Below are 20,218 nucleotides of genomic sequence, written 5' to 3' on the forward strand. Positions count from 1 at the left end.
CACATTGTCACTTCGGCCCCTTTCAATATGGATAGTTCCTTCCCTGCTGCACTTCAATGCGTATGCCGAAGGCTCCGTTGGCTGATTTCAGCTCGAACGCCCCTTTGAAATTGTTCTTTTCCCAAGGCAGTGCGGAAGGGTTGGGTACTTTCCAGCCGTCCTTGTCATATTCGCCGTACGTATGGATGCGCATGCCGTTCTTCAAAGTGAAACTTCCCATTTGCAGGTTGTCGGTAGAGCCCCAGAAGCCCGTCAGTCCGAAGGGATTCGAACTGAAATACCGGGAGTTGCTGAGTGAGAATATGTTCGAAAGACCTTGTGAATAAGTCACGTTCGGGTTCAACTGGAAGATGCGGCTATAGTCTTTGCTGGCATCCGGTATCTCCAAAGTGAATTTGGGAAGAGTGGGGGTGGACAGATTCATCAGCCCCATATCCAGCAGGAAGCCGTCGTAATTCTTCACGCCCGGCAGAAGCTCCTTTTCAGACGGAGACATGCCTTCGGGAGACGCTTCGCCACGTACTGCAGTACGTACCGTATCGGCAGGCATCTCGCTCTGTGCGCTGACGGATGACATGCCTGCAAGTAAAATGATGATGCAGAAGAAGATTCGTTTCATAGTTCTTTGTTCACAATTTCAGTTGCTGTCTGCCGCATAGGGGCAGACTGAACAAAGATACTCGTTTCCCTCTATTTCCGGAAATATCTTTGTATTATTTCTATTTCTTTATACGAATGGTAGGGGCGAAAATGGGCGAATTTACCCATTTCATTTTGGTGGGGTCGTATCTTCGTTCCATCCCTCCGTTGAGGTCGAGCCAGTCCGTCACTTTCAGTTCCAGTACCATGCCATAACCGCTTTGCGGATACATCGGGTTCATATATCCATGAAAGGAGTTACTTCTCCCGTAGCCCGAATACTGGCCGAAGGCATGCAGGCGCATGTAGGGATTGATGCGGTAGGATACGGAGGCATTGTAGCCTATGTCCCATTGAGTACCTCGGGGGGCATCCCTTTTGGCATACTGGGCACCGGTAATGGATGAAGGTTGGGAGATGGAATAGTGGGCGGCATATACCCCTCCGCTCAATTCCCAATGTCCGTCGGGACTGTAATAAGTGACTCCTGCGCCAGCCTGCATGATGGAGCCCATTGCAGGATAGGTGTTATGGCTGCCGTACATCGTCAGTACGACTTCCGGCGAGAGCAGGAAATCGGCGAAACGCTGGAAGTCCCATTCAAAGATGTTTTTCTGAAAGTGTATCTTCTTCATGTCCGTCCAGGGCAGGGGCTCCACATAGTCGGAGGGAGGGAGATGGAGATTTATCTCTTCCTGCTGTTCGCCTTGCAGACTTTGTTGGGGCTGGCTTTCATCAAGGCCCGTACGCTTGTTCTCTTTTGGAGAAAAGGGAATCTGCTCTTTCTTTACGGGAGGCCGGTTCTTTATTGTGTCTTCCGGAATCTCGCTCTGTGCATAGGCGCAGAGTGAGGAACAGATAAAAGTAATGAATAATAACTTTTTCATAAATAGTAGTTTAGTTTTAGTTTAGTTCACTATTAGTTTATATCCTATTCCCCGCACATTGACGATACGGATGCGCTCGTCTCCGGCCAGTTTATGCCGCAGTTTGGTGATGAACACATGCAGGCTGCGGGAGTTGAAGAAGCTGTCGTCTCCCCAGAGGTCGAGCAATACATTCTGGGTGTTGACCACCTGGTTACGGTTCTCGCAAAGACGTTTCAGTATCTCGGACTCGCGGTGGGAGAGTTCCACTTCCGTATCCGCGTTAGGTGAAGTCGGGGTGCCTGCAAAAGCAAGTCGTTGAGTGACGGAATTGAAACGGTAGTCACCGATTTCAAAAACGGTAGTTTCTTTGGGCTTTTCCTCTGTAAAGGAGAAAGCTTTGCCTACCAGGGCCTTTATGCGGATAATGAGTTCCTGCATTCCGAAAGGCTTTTTCAGGTAGTCGTTGGCACCCAGCTCAAACCCTTCCACCACATCGTTGATGGTGGAGCGGGCGGTAAGGAACAGTACCGGGGTCTGTTTGTCGGTCTGCCGGATGCGGCGCACCATTTCAAAGCCGTCCATGCGGGGCATCATCACGTCTGCCACCAGCACGTCGGGACGGAGGTCGAAGAACTTGCGCAATCCCTCTTCACCGTCTGCTGCGGTGTGGATGATGAAGTTCTGCCCTTCCAATGTGTCCTTGATAATCATGGCGAGGGTCTGTTCGTCCTCAACCAGAAGTACGGTTATCTTTTCCATAATTGTCGCTTTTGTTACAAGTAATGTAAAGCTCCTTAACAAGTAATGTAAAGTACCCTAACAAATAATGTTATCATATCCTTATCGTAAAGGTACTTCCTTTTCCCAACTCACTCTTTACCGATACGCTGCCACCATGCTTCTCTATCATGGTCTTCACATAGAACAATCCCAGCCCATAGCCTTTCACATCGTGCAGATTACCCGTGGGTACGCGGTAGAATTTGTCGAAGATGTGCTTCTGCTTCTCGGGAGCAATACCGATACCGTGGTCGCTGACGGAGATTTCGGTCTGTTCATTCTGCCCTTCGACGGTTACCTTGCGGCAATGGATGGCCACTTCGGCTTCTCCGTGCGAATATTTGATGGCGTTGTCTATCAGGTTGCTGATGATGTTGCTGAAATGCGTACGGTCGGCAAGTACGCTCAAATCTTCCGGTTCGATGTCCACCGATATGTGGACGGAGCTTTCCGCTTTCAGCTTGTGTTGTTCGATGAGCGTTTCCAGAATATCACGTATTGCAAACTCCTCCGGGTGCAGGCGGAAAGTCCTGCGGCGTTCCATACTCATGGAAAGTATCTGTTCAACCAGTCCACTGAGGCGCTGAAGCTGTTCCTGGCAGATACGCAGGTATTTGTCGCGTTGGGCCTTTTCCTCCGCTTGGTTGAAGTTGAGCAGAGCGTCGTTGGCGGCATATGCTACGGCGATGGGGGTTTTCAGTTCGTGGGTGATGTTGTTGGTGAAATCGCTCTTCATCTCTTCCAGTGTCTTCTGTTTCAGGATGGTGCGTATCAGGAACCAGAAGGAGAAAGCGAGTACGATCAGAATAACGAATGATGTGGTGAGAATGCCCGACATCTGTCGCAAGACCAACGTGCCGGCCGGTTCCATGATGAGACGGTAGCTTTGACTTGTATTGATGTCGAAAGAATAATTATATTCCACGGCTTTTGAGGTAGGCACATAGCCGGGGGTACCGATGTTTACCAATGTATCTATATAGAGAATGGTAGAGTCCCATTTGCTGCCTTTGTGAAGATGTAGCAGCCTATGGGGAAGATTGATGTTACGGTCATGCAGGAATGAAGTCAGCAGGCTGTCATAAAGCAGTACGTCGGGGTCGGAAATGATGTCCAGTCCCGAATGCAGTCCGCGCTGGAAGTAGGTGGCGAGTTCCAGCATACTGTTTTGGTCGCGCAAAATCACATCCAGTCCCCCTTTGGCACTCAATGCGGATTGGGGAGAGCTGTCTGAGTCCCTGACACTGACTTCCACGCGGGTTGAATCGTTCGGGTGGGTCACGTAAACACTGTCTCCTTTGGGCATGAAGGTTTCGTGCAGGGTGGTGTTGTCCAAAGAATCTTCACGGGAGATGGTGGTACTGCTACGGACAAATGATTTTCCGTCATCGCTGTATCCGGCTGATACGCTGACTTCACCGTGGTTTATGTCGTCCTGCTTCATTTTATCCACGCGTATCATCATTTCGTTATAGTCGCTCATGCGCATGGCTTCGGTGATGTCCCTTTCCATTTCACTGTGCATGGTATGGTAGAGCCCCGTCAGCCAGTAGGCTTGGTAGGCGAAGATGCCGGCCAGGGAGACGATGACAAGTATGGCAATATATTTGAATGGCAGTTTCATGTTTGTTTCCGGTTACTTTTATACATACAAAGGTAAGATTAATATTGTGAACCCTATCATCCGATAAGACTAAATAACACTCCCGATAACACTGGATAACACTTGGTAAGCCGCTGATAACACAAGTTTCTGCTGATTCTGCCGTACTTTGCAGACGAAGATTTGCAGAAGAAGAATATAAACATAAATAAAAAGAAGGACATGAAACGATTCTATTTACTCCCTATTGTATGCTGTGCTTTGAGCATCAGCCTTTCGGCACAAGAGAACAACGGCACTGCAACCACCTCCGGTGCGGACGACAACCGCATCCTCAGCGCCGACAGCCTTATCACGACCGATGCCCGTCTGGACAGTCTTTATCAGACCTTGCCGGAAGTGATGATTACCGGTGAACGCCCCATCGTTAAGGCAGCGCAAGGCAAGCTGGTGTACGACCTGCCCCGCCTTATCCAGAACCTCCCCGTAGACAATGCCTACGATGCCGTGAAAGAGCTTCCCGGCGTCATCGAGATGAATGGAGGGCTGCAGTTGGCAGGTCAGGGAGTCACCGTTATCCTGGACGGCAAAGTAACCACCCTCAGCACAGAGCAGCTCTATTCCTTGCTGCGCAGCATCCCTGCCAGCCGCATAGAGAAGGCGGAAGTGATGTACAACGCCCCTGCACGCTACCAGGTGCGTGGCGCACTTATCAATATCACCTTGAAACAATCGGTAGGCGGCCCCGGCTCCTGGCAAGGCGAACTCTATGCCAAGTATCGCCAGAAGCATAACGAAGGCTTTGAGGAACGCGCCAGCCTGCTCTTCAGCAAAAATAAATTCTCAGCAGATTTTCTTTACTCGCACAGCCATGGCCGGGGCTACTCTACTACCGACAAAGAGGCTGTGCACACCCTGGCAGACGGCTCGGTTCACCCCATGACAACATATGAGGTGGGCCGTGGCCGCAGTCATACCCATAATTTCAGGGTAGGGGCGGACTATAACATCGCCAAGGACCATCAGCTGAGTTTCGTCTATAACGGTGGCTATTCCACCTCCCACAACTGGAAGGGCGTGACGGGCACGCAGGTGTCCACAACTCATGGCAATAGCACCGACTGGCTGCACAACGGCCGTCTGGACTATCGTACCCCTTTCGGCCTCAAAGCCGGTGCCGAACTGACCTACTACCGTTCCCCGTCCGACCAGTTGCTGCATAGCCGCATGCAGGACGAGGAACTCGACTTCTACACCGAAGATTGCCAACGTATCAACCGATGGAAATTCTTTCTGGCCCAGGAGCACAGTCTGGGAAAAGGTTGGGATTTGAATTACGGAGCCATCTATACTACCAGCATCGACAACAGCTACCAATATTATTATGACCCCGAAACCGGCGGACAACTGACCTCATCGGATGCCTTGAGCAATATGAAGTCCCGCCGCCGCGAGCAGACCTGGAATATCTATGCAGGTTCCAGCAAGAGTTTCGGCGACAAACTCGCTTTGGACGCTTCCCTGGCTGTGGAGCATTACAAGACTCCCGTCTGGAACCAGTGGGACTGGTATCCCATCGTCAACTTGAACTATATGCCGTCACCGGGACATATCCTTCAGCTCTCTCTGAGCAGCGACAAGGACTATCCCGACTACTGGGCGGTGCAGGATGCCGTCTCTTACATCGGTGGCGGATACTCTGAGCTGCATGGTAATCCGTTGCTGAAACCGGCGCAAGAGTATGAGCTTAAAATGACCTATATTTTGAAGAGCAAATACATCTTCAGCGCTTGGTTCAACCATACCAAGGACTACTCCGTACAGACGCTCTACCAATCTTCCGAACGTCTGGTTGAAATCTACAAGACACTCAATTTTGATTATCAGCAACAAGCAGGTATACAAGCCTCTATCCCGTTTAAGGTGAAGGATTGGTTGAATTCTCGCCTTACCCTCATCGGCTTGTGGCATCGCGAAAAGGATGGTGATTTCTGGGATATTCCTTTCGACAGAAAGCAATGCTATGGCATTGCCCAGATGAACAATACTTTTACTCTCTCCACCAAACCCGACTTGAAGCTGACGGTGACCGGATTTGTGCATAGTAAAGCCATTCAGGGCATCTACGACCTGCCTACGTCGGGCAATGTGAATATTGCCCTGCGCTACGGCTTCGCCAAGAACAAAGCCATTCTCAACCTCTATTGCAACGATATTTTTGAGACGGGACAGATTTCTCCCCGCATCCGTTTCAAGACGCAGAATGTGACGAATCATTACTCATGCTTCCGCGAATTCGGCGTATCGTTTACTTATAAATTCGGTGGATATAAGGAGAAGCAACGGGAGGCGGTGGATACGTCGCGGTTCAAATAGATAGAAGATGCAGGTGGTCAGGTGAAAATACGGTATTCTTTTGTACTTTGCCACATCTTTCGTACTTTTGCAACTTTCAAAACATTAAAGTTGTTATTTAAAGAAAAGACTCTGTATGAAATCGGACATTGAAATAGCCCGCAGCATAGAGCTGAAGAAGATAAAGCAGGTGGCTGAAAGTGTGGATATCCCGCGTGACGAAGTAGAGAACTATGGCCGTTACATAGCCAAGATTCCTACGCATCTGATTGATGAAGAGAAAGTGAAGAAGAGCAATCTGATACTGGTGACGGCTATCACGGCTACGAAAGCGGGTATCGGTAAAACAACCGTGTCCATCGGGCTGGCATTGGGGCTGAACAAGATTGGCAAGAAAGCGATTGTGGCTTTACGCGAACCCTCGTTAGGTCCTTGCTTCGGCATGAAAGGCGGTGCTGCCGGTGGAGGATATGCCCAGGTGCTGCCCATGGAGAAGATAAACCTGCACTTTACGGGCGACTTTCACGCCATTACCTCCGCACACAACATGATTTCCGCTTTGCTCGACAATTACTTGTACCAGCATCAGGCGGATGGCTTCGGACTGAAAGAAATCATCTGGCGGCGCGTACTTGATGTGAATGACCGTTCCTTGCGGAGCATTGTCACCGGATTGGGACCGAGCACCAACGGCATTACCGAGGAGTCGGGCTTCGATATTACCCCGGCTTCCGAAATTATGGCTATTCTCTGTCTGGCAACAGACCTCGACGACCTCCGTCGCCGTATTGAAAATATTATTCTGGGATTCCGTTTCGATGGTACTCCTTTCACAGTGAAGGAGTTAGGAGTAGCCGGTGCCATTACCGTACTGTTGAAAGATGCTATCAACCCCAACTTGGTACAGACTACCGAAGGCTCTGCTGCTTTTGTTCATGGAGGACCGTTCGCAAATATTGCCCATGGTTGCAACTCCATTCTTGCCACAAAAATGGCCATGACATTTGGCGATTATGTAGTGACGGAAGCCGGTTTCGGGGCTGACCTGGGTGCGGAGAAGTTCTACAACATCAAGTGCCGCAAGAGCGGCCTACAGCCCAAGCTGACGATAATCGTTGCTACCGCACAAGGACTGAAGATGCATGGCGGTGTCAGTCTGGACCGCATCAAGGAACCCAATATGGAAGGACTGAAAGAGGGCTTCGGCAATCTGGACAAGCATGTACGCAATTTGCGTTCATTCGGCCAGCAGGTCATCGTGGCATTCAACCGTTTTGCCAGTGATACGGACGAGGAGGTGGAAGCTATCCGCCGCCATTGCGAAGAAAAGCTTGAGGTAGGTTTTGCCGTGAACAACGCCTTTGCCAAAGGAGGAGAGGGAGCCGTTGACCTTGCCAATCTGGTAGTAGATACTATCGAGAACAAACCATCCGAACCGCTGACCTTCACCTACGAAGAGAGCGATTGCGTGGAACGTAAAATAGAAAAGGTAGCCTGCAACCTCTACGGGGCAAGCGTAGTGACTTACAGTCTCCACTCCCGCAAAGTTATCAAACTGATAGAGCAGATGGGTATCAGCCATTACCCCGTCTGTATTGCCAAGACGCAGTACTCCTTCTCTGCCGACCCGAAGATATACGGTGCAGTCAACAACTTTGAGTTCCACATCAAGGATATTGTGGTCAATAACGGTGCGGAAATGATTGTAGCCATCGCCGGTGAAATTCTCCGTATGCCGGGATTACCCAAGAAACCACAAGCCGAACACATTGATATTGTGGACGGAAATATAGAAGGGCTGAGCTAAACGCGCGGAGCGCGTTTAGAATTAAAAATTAAGAATTAAAAATTAAAGGCTGCGCAGTTCAAAGCGAACATTGCGCAGCCTTTAATTTTTAATTCTTAATTTTTAATTCTGTTTGCTTATTAATAAGCAAACAGCGGGTATTCTTTCATCTTCGCATTGACGTGTGCACGTACCTCTGCGATGACTTGTTCGTTGTCTACGTTGGACAGAACGGTTTCAATCATCTCGGCAATTTCGAGCATCAGGTCTTCCTTGGCACCACGGGTTGTGATGGCAGGAGTACCCAGACGGATGCCGGAAGTCTGGAAAGCCGAGCGGCTGTCAAACGGAACCATGTTCTTGTTTACGGTGATGTCGGCAGATACCAACGCCTTCTCGGCAACCTTACCGGTCAAATCGGGATATTTGCTGCGCAGGTCTACCAGCATGGAGTGGTTGTCCGTACCGCCGGAAACGATGGTGAAGCCACGGTCTATCAAGGCTTGTGCCAAGACAGCGGCGTTTTTCTTCACCTGCTTGGCATATTCTTTCCATTCCGGTTGCAGGATTTCGCCGAAGGCAACGGCTTTGGCTGCGATGACATGTTCCAGCGGACCACCTTGGATACCGGGGAATACGGCTGAATCCAGCAACTGGGACATCATCTTGATTTCTCCCTTCGGAGTTTTCTTGCCCCAGGGATTGGGGAAGTCCTTACCCATCATGATAACGCCACCGCGAGGACCACGCAGAGTCTTGTGGGTAGTGGAGGTCACGATGTGGGCATATTTCACGGGGTTATCCAGTTCACCGGCTGCAATCAGTCCGGCAGGATGAGCCATGTCAATCATTAGGATGGCACCTATCTTGTCCGCGATTTCGCGCATGCGCTTGTAGTCCCATTCGCGGGAATAAGCAGAACCGCCGCCGATAATCATTTTGGGTTTCTCGCGCAGGGCAACTTCTTCCATCTGGTCATAGTCCACACGTCCGGTTTCCTGGTTCAGATTGTATTCGCAGGGAGTATAGATAATACCGGAAGTGTTGACCAGTGAGCCATGGGAGAGGTGACCGCCGTGTGCAAGGTTCAGTCCCATGAATTTGTCGCCCGGATTGAGCACGGCGAGGAATACGGCTGCATTGGCTTGTGCACCGGAGTGCGGCTGTACGTTGGCCCATTCTGCGCCGAAAATCTGTTTCAAGCGGTCGATGGCAATCTGCTCACTCTGGTCCACTACCTCACAACCACCATAGTAACGCTTGCCGGGGTATCCTTCAGCATACTTGTTGGTGAGGCAGGAGCCCATTGCCTGCATAACCTGGTCACTTACAAAGTTCTCTGATGCAATCAGTTCAATGCCTTTGAGCTGACGTTGGTGTTCTTTTTCGATAAGTTCGAAAATTAAATCATCTCTTTTCATTCTGCTTATTAGATAAGTTTGATAAATCTGTGTTCTCTTATTAAGCGCACAAATTTACGGGAAATAAATGAATAAATTGAAAGAAAAGGAAGAAATTTACTGTCAAAAGAACACTCCGAAAGAAAAACTCAGCACATTGTCCCTGCGGTGAAAACGGATTTCGTTTTTCGTGTTTTCGTCAGCAGCGTTGTTGTCGGCCGGAATATCGTATGTCACGCTCTTGGAGATGTTGTGCAGCCCCATGTCGTAACGGAAGTCGAAAAAGACGCGTGAGATGGTGACGGATACGCCGACGGTGAAACTGAGATTGAGCGGACGCAGCCTTTCACGGATATTCACCTGGTCGAAATTCTCGAAGTCGATGTCACTTTTCCTGTCCCATATATAGCGCACTTTGGGTCCTCCAAAGACGGCAAGGCTGTACGGCCCCTCCTTGATGAAGTTGTATCCGTAGATGACGGGGATGTCTATACTGTGGATGGACGATGTAATGGAGGCTTCCTCCAGCCGGGCTCCTGATGCGGCGTCTTCGGGCAGAGGTTTCTCGAAGGTGATGTTGCACCGGTTGATGTTGTAGGATATTTCCGGTTGCAGGAAGTGGCGGTCGAAGTTTATCCGCATGAAAAGGGAACCGAAATATCCTATCTTGTAATTGTTCTGCACTTCGTCGATGGGTACTCCGTTGACACTGAACTGGGATACAAGGAACAAGGAAGAGGTGAAACCGCCTTTGAAACCGAAATTGACCGGAGTTTCCTTGCGGTGTCCGGAATGCTCTTCGTCGGCAGTACCGGGCACAACCGGAGTCTGTCCCCACATCATGGCGGGGAAGGCCAACAGATATAAGCCCATCAAGATTCGTCGCAACTCCATCTCTTAAAACCTTTATCGCATTATTACTTCTTTTTCTCTACTGACCATCCGAATTTGCCTATCTTTTCTCCCAGCTCATAATATCCACCGTGCACATAGACCAAGGGATTCGTTTCCGCCAGTTCCAGTTTGCCGGTTTCAGGGTTCAGATTACGGGTATCGGCACGTACATTTACCACATCCGCTATAAACATGTCGTGCGAACCGAGAGCCATAATCTCCTTTACCCGGCATTCTATGCAAAGCGGTGATTCCTCGATAAGAGGCGCGCTGACTACGGTGCTTTTCCCCGGTGTCAGATGCATTTCCTCGAATTTGTTGTAGTCCTTTCCGGAGCGTACGCCACACCAGTCCGTGGCCCGTGCCATATCTTTCGTGGTGAGGTTGATGACGAATTCCATATTCCGCTTGATGATGTCGTAGGAGTGGCGTTCGGGGCGTACGGAGATGTAGCACATGGGCGGGTTCGTACAAATCGTCCCCGTCCATGCGATAGTCAGAATGTTATATTCCTCCGGAGTGCTTCCGCAGCTCACCAGTACGGCGGGCAGCGGATAAATCATGGTTCCGGGTTTCCAGTCTTCTTTCATATAATCTCAATATCTTCTCTGGTCTGCTCCTTTTCGCAGTAGTGACATTTGATGACGCAATTGTCCTTATCCACGACATGAAACAACGTAGGCATAGGCTCATTGTTCGTGATGCACTTCGGGTTGGCGCATTTCACGATTCCGCGCAGCTCTTCGGGCAGGCGGACTTCGCGTTTCTCCACCACTTCGTAGTCGCGGATAATGTTCAGTTTTACATTGGGAGCCACCACGGCGATACGGTTTATCTCTTCGTCGCAGAAGAACTTGTCGGCAATCTTGATGATGCCTTTCGTGCCCAGCTTCTTGCTCTTGAGGTTGAAGCCGATAGTGATATTGTTGCTCATGTGTTCCAGTCCGAGCAGGGAGACTACGGTAAACAGTCTCTCGGAGGGTATATGGTCTATTACAGTGCCGTTTTCCAGAGCAGCAACCTGCAATTCCTGTTTCTTTTCGCTTAACATCTTGAAATATTAGTTATTAGACGATTCTACTGAATTACTCCTTTACTCTTTTTCACCTCATCCAGCGTGATGCCCAGTACATCGCACAGAATAGCTTCACGGGCATACAGTCCGTTTTGTGCCTGCTGGAAATAGTATGCCTTGGGATTGTCGTCCACATCATAGGCTATTTCGTTGACACGGGGCAGCGGATGCAGGATGCGCAGGTTGGGACGGGTATGTTCCAGCATCTTGTTGCGCAGGATGTAGACATTCTTCACCCGCTCGTACTCCATAAGGTCGGTGAAGCGCTCGCGCTGCACACGGGTCATGTAGAGGATGTCGGCATCAGCAATGATTTCTTCCGTAAAGTCCGTATGTTCCACGTACTTGATGTTGTGCTCGCGGCAGTAGATTTTGTATTCTTCGGGCATCCGCAACTCGTCGGGAGCGATGAAGTGGAAAGTGGGGTTGAAGTGGCGCATGGCCATCAGCAGGGAGTGGACGGTACGGCCGTACTTCAAGTCGCCGACCAGAAAAATGTTCAGGTTCTCCAGTGTGCCTTGTGTCTTGTAGATGGAGTAGAGATCGAGCATGGTTTGTGAGGGATGCTGGTTGGCACCGTCTCCGGCATTCACAATGGGCACGGTGGTGACTTCACTGGCATAGCGTGCGGCCCCTTCGAGGTGGTGGCGCATCACGATGATGTCGGCATAGTTGCTCACCATCTTGATGGTGTCTTTCAGCGTCTCGCCCTTGGATGAGCTGGTGGCCTTTGGGTCGCTGAACCCGATGACACGTGCTCCAAGCCGGTTGGCGGCAGTCTCGAAACTGAGGCGTGTACGGGTGGAAGGCTCGAAAAATAAGGTGGCAACTACTTTCCCGTCCAATATATGCCGATTGGGATGGGCTTCAAACTCTTTCGCCATCTCGAGCATATAGAGGATTTTTTCCCGGCTATGCTCGGCAATGGTGACTAAACTTCTGTTTTCCATATCGTTGAATTCATTTATACTTTTCGAGAGTGTAAAGTTACGGAAAATATGCGGGCTACGGAAATATGCGGGGAAGTTTTTTGCGAAATATGGGCTGTTTTTTTAACCGTGTGGCTTGTTGTCCGGAATGCCACACTTCATCATTCGGAATGCCACACTTCGACAAGGCAAACGCCGCATTTCGCGAATGTTCAAGTGTGGCATTTGCCTTAGTCAAGTGCGGCGTTTGCCTTGTCGAAGTGTGGCATTCCGGACAGTGAAGTGTGGTATCTCTTTACGCCGTCGCCGTCGTTCTTTTTAACGACAACGTCGTTTTTTCTCTTCTCTTCTCTTCTCTTCTTATCTTATCTCCTCTTACGCGCGCGAGGGCAAGTTTTCGTTGTCCCAATCTGTATTATAGCTCATTACGATGTATTTTTCCTTTCCGATTTTTTCTTCAAGTTTTCTAATTGTTTTGCAATCGTTTTGCATTTCACTGAGAGTTTCCATTAAAATAAACGGGCGTTTTTTTTGTGAATGCCGGAAATCTTATCCTGAAAAAGATATAAAAAGCATAGGCACATCCAATATATTTCCGTACCTTTGCCCTATTATTGAACTTTGATTTTAGCAACTGAAACATGATAAGGAAAGTCGTCAAAATCCTATGGATTTTCATCGCACTGATTTCGCTGGTGTGTGTCTTTATATTCTTTTCCATAGCCAAGGGCTGGATAGGCTATATGCCTCCGGTGGAAGACCTGGAAAATCCGAATTACAAATTTGCCACAGAAGTCTTTTCCGAGGACGGAAAAGTATTGGGTACTTATTCCTATAGTAAGGAAAACCGCGTGTTTGTGGGATACAATGATTTGTCGCCCAATATCATTAACGCCTTGATAGCTACGGAAGATGTACGTTTTGCCGAACATTCGGGCATTGACGCCTACGCCCTGACGCGTGCCGTAGTGAAGCGCGGCATCCTGATGCAGAAGAATGCCGGCGGTGGCAGTACCATCACCCAGCAGCTTTCCAAACAGCTTTATTCTCCCAGTGCCGACAATGTGATGGAACGTCTGTTCCAGAAGCCCATCGAATGGGTGATTGCCGTAAAGCTGGAGCGTTACTATACAAAAGAGGAAATCCTCACCATGTATCTCAACAAGTTCGATTTCCTGAACAATGCGGTAGGCATCAAGACTGCTGCCTTTACCTACTTCGGTTGCGAACCGAAAGATTTGAAGATTGAGGAAGCGGCTACGTTGGTGGGCATGTGCAAGAATCCGTCTCTCTATAATCCGGTGCGCTACAATGAACGTTCCCGCGGACGGCGCAATGTGGTGCTCGACCAGATGCGGAAAGCGGGATATATTACGGAAGCCGAGCGCGACTCCCTCCAGGCATTGCCTCTGAAACTGAAGTACAACCGTGTGGACCACAAGGAAGGGTTGGCCACTTATTTCCGCGAATACCTGCGCGGCGTGCTCACCGCCAAGAAGCCCGACAAGGCCAACTACCGCGGTTGGCAGATGCAGAAATACTACGAGGATTCACTCGACTGGGAGAACAACCCGCTCTTTGGATGGTGCGAAAAGAACACCAAGAAAGACGGTACCAAATACAACCTCTACACCGACGGGCTGAAAATCTATACCACGCTCGACTCGCGTATGCAGCAGTATGCCGAGGATGCCGTGACAGAGCATCTGAAGGAACTGCAAGGTTACTTCTTCAAGGAAAAGAAAGGGGCCAAGAAAGCTCCCTACACCTTCCGTCTGACCCAGGAGCAGGTGGACGAGATTCTGGGACGTGCCATGAGGTTGTCCGACCGCTACCGCCTCATGAAGAAAGCCGGAGCCACCGAAGCTGAAATAAAGAAAGCCTTCGATACCCCGGAGGAGATGTCCGTATTCAGTTGGGAAGGGGAGAAAGACACCATTATGACCCCGATGGATTCCATCCGTTACTACAAGTTCTTCCTTCGTGCCGGTTTCATGTCCATGGACCCGCGCAGCGGACATGTCAAGGCATACGTAGGCGGACCGAACTACCATTACTTCCAGTACGATATGGCCATGGTGGGACGCCGCCAGGTAGGTTCTACCATCAAGCCTTTCCTTTATACATTGGCTATGGAGAACGGTTTTTCTCCCTGCGACGAAGTGCGCCACGTGGAATACACGCTGATTGATGAAAACGGAAAACCGTGGACGCCGCGTAATGCCAACAAAAAGCTGATTGGTGACATGGTGACCGTGAAGTGGGGGCTGGCAAACTCGGACAACTGGATTACGGCCTATCTCATGAGCAAGCTGAACCCCTATAATCTGAAACGTCTTATACATACTTTCGGTGTCCGCAACCGTGATATAGTACCTTCCGTTTCACTCTGTCTGGGCCCGTGCGAGATTTCCGTCGGCGAGATGGTAAGTGCCTATACCGCATTCCCCAACAAGGGTATCCGGGTAGCTCCGCTGTTCGTGACCCGCATCGAGGACAATGATGGAAACGTGCTGGCGACCTTTGCTCCCGAAATGCAGGAAGTCATCAGTGTATCCAGCGCTTACAAGATGCTGGTCATGCTGCGTGCCGTTGTCAACGAAGGTACCGGAGGCCGTGTGCGCCGTCTAGGTGTGAAAGCCGACATGGGCGGCAAGACCGGAACGACGAACTACAATGCCGACGGCTGGTTTATGGGCTTCACGCCTTCGCTTGTGTCCGGTTGCTGGGTGGGCGGTGAGGACCGCGACATCCACTTCGATACGATGCTTCACGGACAAGGTGCTTCCATGGCATTGCCTATCTGGACCAAATACATGGTGAAAGTGCTCGGTGACAAATCTCTGGGATATGATGAAAATGAAACATTCCAGTTGCCCGAAGGCTATGACCCGTGCAAGGATGATGTGAATCTGGAAGGAGACACCCATATAGAAGAACCGATAGAGGGACTCGACGAACTGTTTAATTAGTTGAAAGGTGAAAATTGAAAGTGGAAAGGTAAACTTTCAATTTTCACCTTTTCCCCTTTCACCTTAAAAAAATGGATTATACGATTAGTATTGGGAGCAACGAGCAGCGGAGGGAGAACATGGAACTGGCTCGCAGACGCTTGACGGAACTTTTTTCGGGAATACGTTTCTCGGAAGAGGAGGAGACGGTACCTTTGTTCTTTCACCGTCCGAATCTGTTCTCCAATCAGGTGGCATGCTTTGCTTCCGATAATCCGGTAGAGGAAGTCACCGCCTGCCTGAAAGCCATCGAACGGGAAGCCGGAAGGAAGCCCGAGGAGAAGGAGCAGGAAATTGTACGGCTGGATATAGACTTGTTGTCTTGTGACGGGACTGTCTATAAGCCAAAAGATTTGAAACGTGATTATATCCTGCGAGGATTGAAACAACTGTTATAATTAATAAAGAATATAAGGAGATGGGTCGATAGTATATGAACACTTTCGGACACACTCTCATTTTAAAAAACGAAGATTGAAAATGAAATTTTTAGGAATCATACCTGCCCGTTACGCATCTACGCGTTTTCCAGCCAAACCATTGGCGGTGTTAGGTGGAAAAACCGTGATACAGCGAGTATACGAGCAAGTGGCAGGAATCTTGGACGATGCATACGTGGCTACGGACGATGAGCGTATTGAAGCCGCAGTAAAAGCATTCGGAGGAAAGGTGGTAATGACTTCCACCGAACATAAAAGCGGCACCGACCGCTGTCAGGAAGCTTGTACAAAAATAGGAGGACAGTTTGATGTCGTGGTGAATATCCAGGGGGATGAGCCTTTCATCCAGCCTTCGCAGTTACAAGCCGTCAAAGCATGTTTCGACGATCCGGCCACCCAGATAGCCACTCTGGTGAAACCCTTTACGGTAGATAATGGTTTTGAGGCACTGGAAAATGTGAACTCTCCGAAGGTTGTGCTCAACAAAAACAGGAATGCCCTCTATTTTAGCCGTTCCATCATTCCCTACCAGCGCAATGCGGCGAAGGAAGACTGGCTGGAGAACCATACGTATTATAAGCATATCGGCCTTTATGCCTATCGCGTAGAGGTACTGAAAGAGATAACCGCCCTTCCGCAGTCATCCCTCGAGATTGCCGAATCATTGGAACAGCTTCGTTGGTTGGAAAACGGATACACTATCAAAGCAGGTATCACGGATGTAGAAACTATCGGCATAGATACTCCTCAAGATTTGGAACGGGCAGAAGAATTTCTTAAAAGCCATGGGCTGTAAACTAGAAAGCCCATGCTGAACCGAAGTGACCAACCCCGGATTCTTGAACCGGAACAACTGGTGGTGCAAAGGCCGGAACGTATCAAGTTGCCTAATGGCGTGCCATTGAGTGTGCTCAATGCCGGTGACAATGAAGTGACACGTATCGATCTCCTCATGGCAGGCGGCCGATGGCAACAGAAACAGCCCTTGCAGGCGTTGTTTACGAACCGCATGCTTCGCGAGGGAACCCGACGCTACGATGCCGCCCAGATAGCGGAAAAGCTGGACTATTACGGAGCCTGGCTGGAATTGTCCAGTGCATCCGAGTATGCCTATGTCACCCTTTATTCTCTGAATAAATACCTTCCCCAAACGCTTGACATATTGGAGTCTATCGTCAAAGAGCCGGTATTTCCTGAGAAAGAGCTGGGAGTGATTGTAGACAACAATATCCAGCAGTTTCTTGTCAACTCTTCCAAGGTGGACTTTCTGGCGCACCGCGGATTGGTGAAGGCTCTGTACGGCGGGCAGCATCCCGGTGGACGTCTGGTGCAGGAAGAGGATTATCGGCGCATCACTCCTGCGGTGCTACGCGAGTTTTATGACCGTTACTATCATTCCAATAATTGCAGCATCTATCTCTCGGGTAAGGTAACCGGTGATTGCATCCACAGGATAGAGTCCTTGTTTGGCTGCGAGGCTTTCGGTACGGATTTCCGCAAACCGGAGAAGACTGAATTCCATCCGGTTACCACCTCCGGAAAACGTATCTTCATCGAACGTCCGGACGCCCTGCAAAGTGCCGTCCGTATGGGCATGCTTTCCCTGGACCGTAATCATCCGGACTACTTGAAGGCCCGCGTACTGGTCACACTGTTCGGGGGTTATTTTGGCAGTCGCCTGATGTCCAATATCCGGGAAGATAAAGGATACACATACGGTATCTCCGCAGCCATCATGCCCTATCCGGGGCAGGGAGTGTTGGCGGTCAGTGCCGAAGCCGCCAACGAATTTGTGGAGCCTCTTATCGGTGAGGTTTATCATGAAATAGACCGCCTTCAGAACGAGCTGGCTTCCGATGGAGAGCTTTCCATGGTGAAGAACTATATGTTGGGAGACATGTGCCGTAGTTATGAATCTGCATTCTCGTTGGCAGATGCCTGGATTTTTGTGCAGGTATCGGGCTTGCAGGATACCTACTTTGCCGAAGCACTGGATGCTGTCAAGGAGGTTACTCCACAAGAAATCCGTGAACTTGCAGGGCGGCATTTATGCAAAGAGAAATTAAAAGAAATAGTGTGCGGCAAAAAAATGTCATAAAAAGCGGGAGTTATCGCATCATTTTACCGGATAAATCCTACCTTTGTCAATTATCAACTATCAATTATCAATTAATGAAATATCTATATACTGCACTCATTCTGGCTTTCTTATGCCAAGGTGGAGCCACTGCCCAGGAAAAAAAAAGCGGCTTTTTCGATAAAGTGAAAAGTACATTCTCTTCGGAGATAAAGATAGGTACCTATACGTTCAAAGATAACGGGGCCGTCTATACCGGTGAAATAAAAGGCCGCAAGCCCAATGGAAAGGGGAAGACCGTTTTCAAGAACGGCGACGTCTACGAGGGTGAGTATGTGAAGGGCAAGCGTGAAGGCTACGGTACATATATGTTTCCCGACGGTGAAAAGTATGAGGGGCAATGGTTTCAAGACCAGCAGCATGGCAGGGGTATCTACTATTTTATGAATAACAACCGTTATGACGGCATGTGGTTTCAGGATTACCAGCACGGTAAAGGAACCATGTACTATTACAATGGTGATATTTATGAGGGCGACTGGGTGAATGATAAACGCGAAGGCCAAGGAACGTATACCTGGAAGAACGGTTCCAAGTATGTAGGCTCGTGGAAGAATGACAAGAAAGACGGCAAAGGAACACTGACCTGGAATGACGGTTCCAAATATGACGGGGAGTGGAAAAATGATGTCCGGGACGGTAAAGGAACTTTTGAATATGCCAACGGCGACAAATATGTAGGTGACTGGAAGGACGACATGCAGCATGGCAAAGGTATTTACTTTTTCCATACCGGCGACCGTTACGAAGGTTCTTATGTTCAAGGTGAACGTACCGGAGAGGGCATTTATTACCATGCCAGCGGCAACAAGTATGTGGGCAGCTTCAAGGACGGAAAGCAGGAAGGCCACGGCACATTTACGTGGGCAAGCGGCGCCGTTTACGAAGGTAATTGGAAAGATAACCAACGTGACGGATACGGTACTTACAAATGGAATGTAGGTGACTCTTACGAAGGTGAATGGAAAGACAATAAGTTCAACGGCCAAGGTACCCTGATTCAGACCGATGGAACCAAATATAAAGGCGGTTTTGTGAACGGTATGGAAGAAGGTAGCGGTATCCAGGAGGACAAGAACGGAAACCGTTATGAAGGCTTCTTCAAACAAGGCAAGAAACACGGTCCGTTTGTAGAAACAGACAAGAACGGAAAGGTGATACGAAAAGGAACCTACAAGATGGGAAGGCTGGAGAATTAGAATTAAAAATTAGAAATTAAAAATTAAAGGCTGCGCAATGTTCACTTCAGAACCGCGCAGCCTTTAATTTTTAATTTCTAACCGCTCCGCGGTTAGATAATGTATTGTGAACTGATTGATTCATTGTTCATCACCCGCTTGATGGTTTCGGCGAACATATCGGCAATGCTCAACTGTTTAACCTTGTCACATTTTTTAGAGTAGGGGATACTATCAGTAAATACCATTTCCGTTAGTGCGGATTCTTGTACACGGAAAGAAGCAGGGTCGGACATTACGCAGTGGCTGGCAATGGCACGGACAGATTTGGCTCCTGCTTCCAGCATGATGTTGGCAGCCTTGGTAATGGTTCCTGCTGTATCTACAATATCGTCTACCAATACTACATTCTTGTCTTTTACATCACCGATGATTTGCATGGTGGCAACCACGTTTGCTTTTTCGCGTGTCTTGTTGCACAATACCAGGGGTACACCGAGGTATTTGGAGAATGTGCTGGCGCGTTTTGAACCGCCGACATCCGGGGTGGCGATTACCAAGTCTTCCAGTTTCAAGGATTCAATATAGGGGAGGAATACTGCTGATGCATACAAATGATCCACCGGAATATTGAAGAAACCTTGAATCTGGTCTGCATGAAGGTCCATCGTAATCAGACGGTCGATACCTGCAACAGAGAGCAGGTCGGCCACCAGCTTGGCGCCGATGGAAACACGGGGTTTGTCTTTTCTGTCCTGACGTGCCCAACCGAAGTAAGGGATAACGGCTACAACGCTTTTTGCCGATGCTCTTTTAGCAGCATCAACCATCAGCAGAAGTTCCATCAAGTTGTCAGAATTAGGGAAGGTTGATTGAACCAGGAATACATGCGAGCCACGGATAGATTCCTCATAAGAGACTGCAAACTCACCATCTGCAAAATGGGTGATGTTCATCTTTCCCAGAGGGCAATCAAGGCTAGCGCAGATTTTCTCTGCAAGGTATCTCGAATTTGTTCCGGAGAATACCATAAAGGGTGCTTTTTCGCTCATTTGTGTAATAGATGTTACCTATTTGTTAATTTGCATGCAAAGGTAGGAATTTCCCGTTACATAAAACAAG

At 49.2% G+C, this 20,218-nt stretch carries 17 protein-coding genes; 7 read left to right on the plus strand and 10 right to left on the minus strand.

Features of this window, described 5'->3' with window-relative positions:
* Nucleotides 1-22: 22 nt before the first annotated feature.
* From DWZ67_RS04560 to DWZ67_RS04575, 4 genes are all read right to left on the minus strand, one after another.
* Nucleotides 23-619 carry an occludin gene (locus DWZ67_RS04560; protein WP_120138237.1) on the minus strand — a complete coding sequence of 199 codons (597 nt, stop codon included), beginning with the start codon at nucleotides 617-619 and terminating at the stop codon, nucleotides 23-25.
* A 100-nt stretch (nucleotides 620-719) separates the two neighbouring features.
* Nucleotides 720-1,526, minus strand: a complete 807-nt coding sequence (locus tag DWZ67_RS04565) for a hypothetical protein (RefSeq protein ID WP_008663564.1) — start codon at nucleotides 1,524-1,526, stop codon at nucleotides 720-722.
* Between the two features lie 21 nt (nucleotides 1,527-1,547).
* Nucleotides 1,548-2,267: a response regulator transcription factor gene (locus DWZ67_RS04570; protein ID WP_008663566.1), complete on the minus strand. Its 720-nt coding sequence runs from the start codon at nucleotides 2,265-2,267 to the stop codon at nucleotides 1,548-1,550.
* A gap of 73 nt (nucleotides 2,268-2,340) precedes the next feature.
* Nucleotides 2,341-3,912, minus strand: a complete 1,572-nt coding sequence (locus DWZ67_RS04575) for a sensor histidine kinase (RefSeq protein WP_120027439.1) — start codon at nucleotides 3,910-3,912, stop codon at nucleotides 2,341-2,343.
* Nucleotides 3,913-4,113: 201 nt separating this feature from the next.
* On the opposite strand from DWZ67_RS04575, the gene DWZ67_RS04580 reads away from it, so the two are divergent.
* Both DWZ67_RS04580 and DWZ67_RS04585 read left to right on the plus strand, forming a co-directional pair.
* Nucleotides 4,114-6,267: an outer membrane beta-barrel family protein gene (locus tag DWZ67_RS04580; RefSeq protein WP_055288447.1), complete on the plus strand. Its 2,154-nt coding sequence runs from the start codon at nucleotides 4,114-4,116 to the stop codon at nucleotides 6,265-6,267.
* A gap of 115 nt (nucleotides 6,268-6,382) precedes the next feature.
* Complete coding sequence (locus tag DWZ67_RS04585; RefSeq protein ID WP_005829089.1) at nucleotides 6,383-8,053, plus strand: formate--tetrahydrofolate ligase; 1,671 nt, start codon at nucleotides 6,383-6,385, stop codon at nucleotides 8,051-8,053.
* A 119-nt stretch (nucleotides 8,054-8,172) separates the two neighbouring features.
* Here the strand turns inward: DWZ67_RS04585 and glyA are convergent, their stop codons facing one another.
* The 5 genes from glyA to pyrB form a co-directional block, all read right to left on the minus strand.
* A complete protein-coding gene (gene glyA, locus DWZ67_RS04590; RefSeq protein ID WP_009038485.1) occupies nucleotides 8,173-9,453 on the minus strand; it encodes a serine hydroxymethyltransferase in 1,281 nt (426 codons plus the stop codon).
* A gap of 102 nt (nucleotides 9,454-9,555) precedes the next feature.
* Nucleotides 9,556-10,326 carry a porin family protein gene (locus tag DWZ67_RS04595; protein WP_008663573.1) on the minus strand — a complete coding sequence of 257 codons (771 nt, stop codon included), beginning with the start codon at nucleotides 10,324-10,326 and terminating at the stop codon, nucleotides 9,556-9,558.
* A gap of 23 nt (nucleotides 10,327-10,349) precedes the next feature.
* A complete protein-coding gene (locus tag DWZ67_RS04600; RefSeq protein WP_005829084.1) occupies nucleotides 10,350-10,916 on the minus strand; it encodes a flavin reductase family protein in 567 nt (188 codons plus the stop codon).
* Entirely contained in the window at nucleotides 10,913-11,377 is a 465-nt protein-coding gene (pyrI, locus tag DWZ67_RS04605) for an aspartate carbamoyltransferase regulatory subunit (RefSeq protein WP_005829083.1), read from the minus strand. The genes DWZ67_RS04600 and pyrI overlap by 4 nt, the downstream gene beginning before the upstream one ends.
* Nucleotides 11,378-11,403: 26 nt before the next feature.
* Complete coding sequence (pyrB, locus tag DWZ67_RS04610; RefSeq protein WP_005829081.1) at nucleotides 11,404-12,351, minus strand: aspartate carbamoyltransferase; 948 nt, start codon at nucleotides 12,349-12,351, stop codon at nucleotides 11,404-11,406.
* Nucleotides 12,352-12,971: 620 nt separating this feature from the next.
* On the opposite strand from pyrB, the gene DWZ67_RS04615 reads away from it, so the two are divergent.
* The 5 genes from DWZ67_RS04615 to DWZ67_RS04635 all read left to right on the plus strand — a co-directional run bounded on the left by DWZ67_RS04615 (nucleotide 12,972) and on the right by DWZ67_RS04635 (nucleotide 19,117).
* On the plus strand, nucleotides 12,972-15,302 hold the full coding sequence (locus DWZ67_RS04615; protein ID WP_044467769.1) for a transglycosylase domain-containing protein: 2,331 nt from the start codon (nucleotides 12,972-12,974) through the stop codon (nucleotides 15,300-15,302).
* A 71-nt stretch (nucleotides 15,303-15,373) separates the two neighbouring features.
* Nucleotides 15,374-15,739 carry a 2-amino-4-hydroxy-6-hydroxymethyldihydropteridine diphosphokinase gene (locus tag DWZ67_RS04620; protein ID WP_005829072.1) on the plus strand — a complete coding sequence of 122 codons (366 nt, stop codon included), beginning with the start codon at nucleotides 15,374-15,376 and terminating at the stop codon, nucleotides 15,737-15,739.
* An 82-nt stretch (nucleotides 15,740-15,821) separates the two neighbouring features.
* Complete coding sequence (gene kdsB / locus DWZ67_RS04625; protein ID WP_005829071.1) at nucleotides 15,822-16,577, plus strand: 3-deoxy-manno-octulosonate cytidylyltransferase; 756 nt, start codon at nucleotides 15,822-15,824, stop codon at nucleotides 16,575-16,577.
* Between the two features lie 12 nt (nucleotides 16,578-16,589).
* Entirely contained in the window at nucleotides 16,590-17,879 is a 1,290-nt protein-coding gene (locus DWZ67_RS04630) for a M16 family metallopeptidase (protein ID WP_005829070.1), read from the plus strand.
* 74 nt (nucleotides 17,880-17,953) lie between these two features.
* Nucleotides 17,954-19,117: a phosphatidylinositol-4-phosphate 5-kinase gene (locus tag DWZ67_RS04635; RefSeq protein ID WP_005829069.1), complete on the plus strand. Its 1,164-nt coding sequence runs from the start codon at nucleotides 17,954-17,956 to the stop codon at nucleotides 19,115-19,117.
* A gap of 92 nt (nucleotides 19,118-19,209) precedes the next feature.
* Here the strand turns inward: DWZ67_RS04635 and DWZ67_RS04640 are convergent, their stop codons facing one another.
* Nucleotides 19,210-20,148 (minus strand): ribose-phosphate pyrophosphokinase, encoded by a 939-nt coding sequence (locus DWZ67_RS04640; RefSeq protein WP_005829068.1) that lies wholly within the window; start codon nucleotides 20,146-20,148, stop codon nucleotides 19,210-19,212.
* Nucleotides 20,149-20,218: the final 70 nt, after the last annotated feature.

The sequence above is a fragment of the Bacteroides sp. AF34-31BH genome, from assembly GCF_003602795.1.
In the GTDB taxonomy this organism is placed as follows: domain Bacteria; phylum Bacteroidota; class Bacteroidia; order Bacteroidales; family Bacteroidaceae; genus Bacteroides; species Bacteroides uniformis.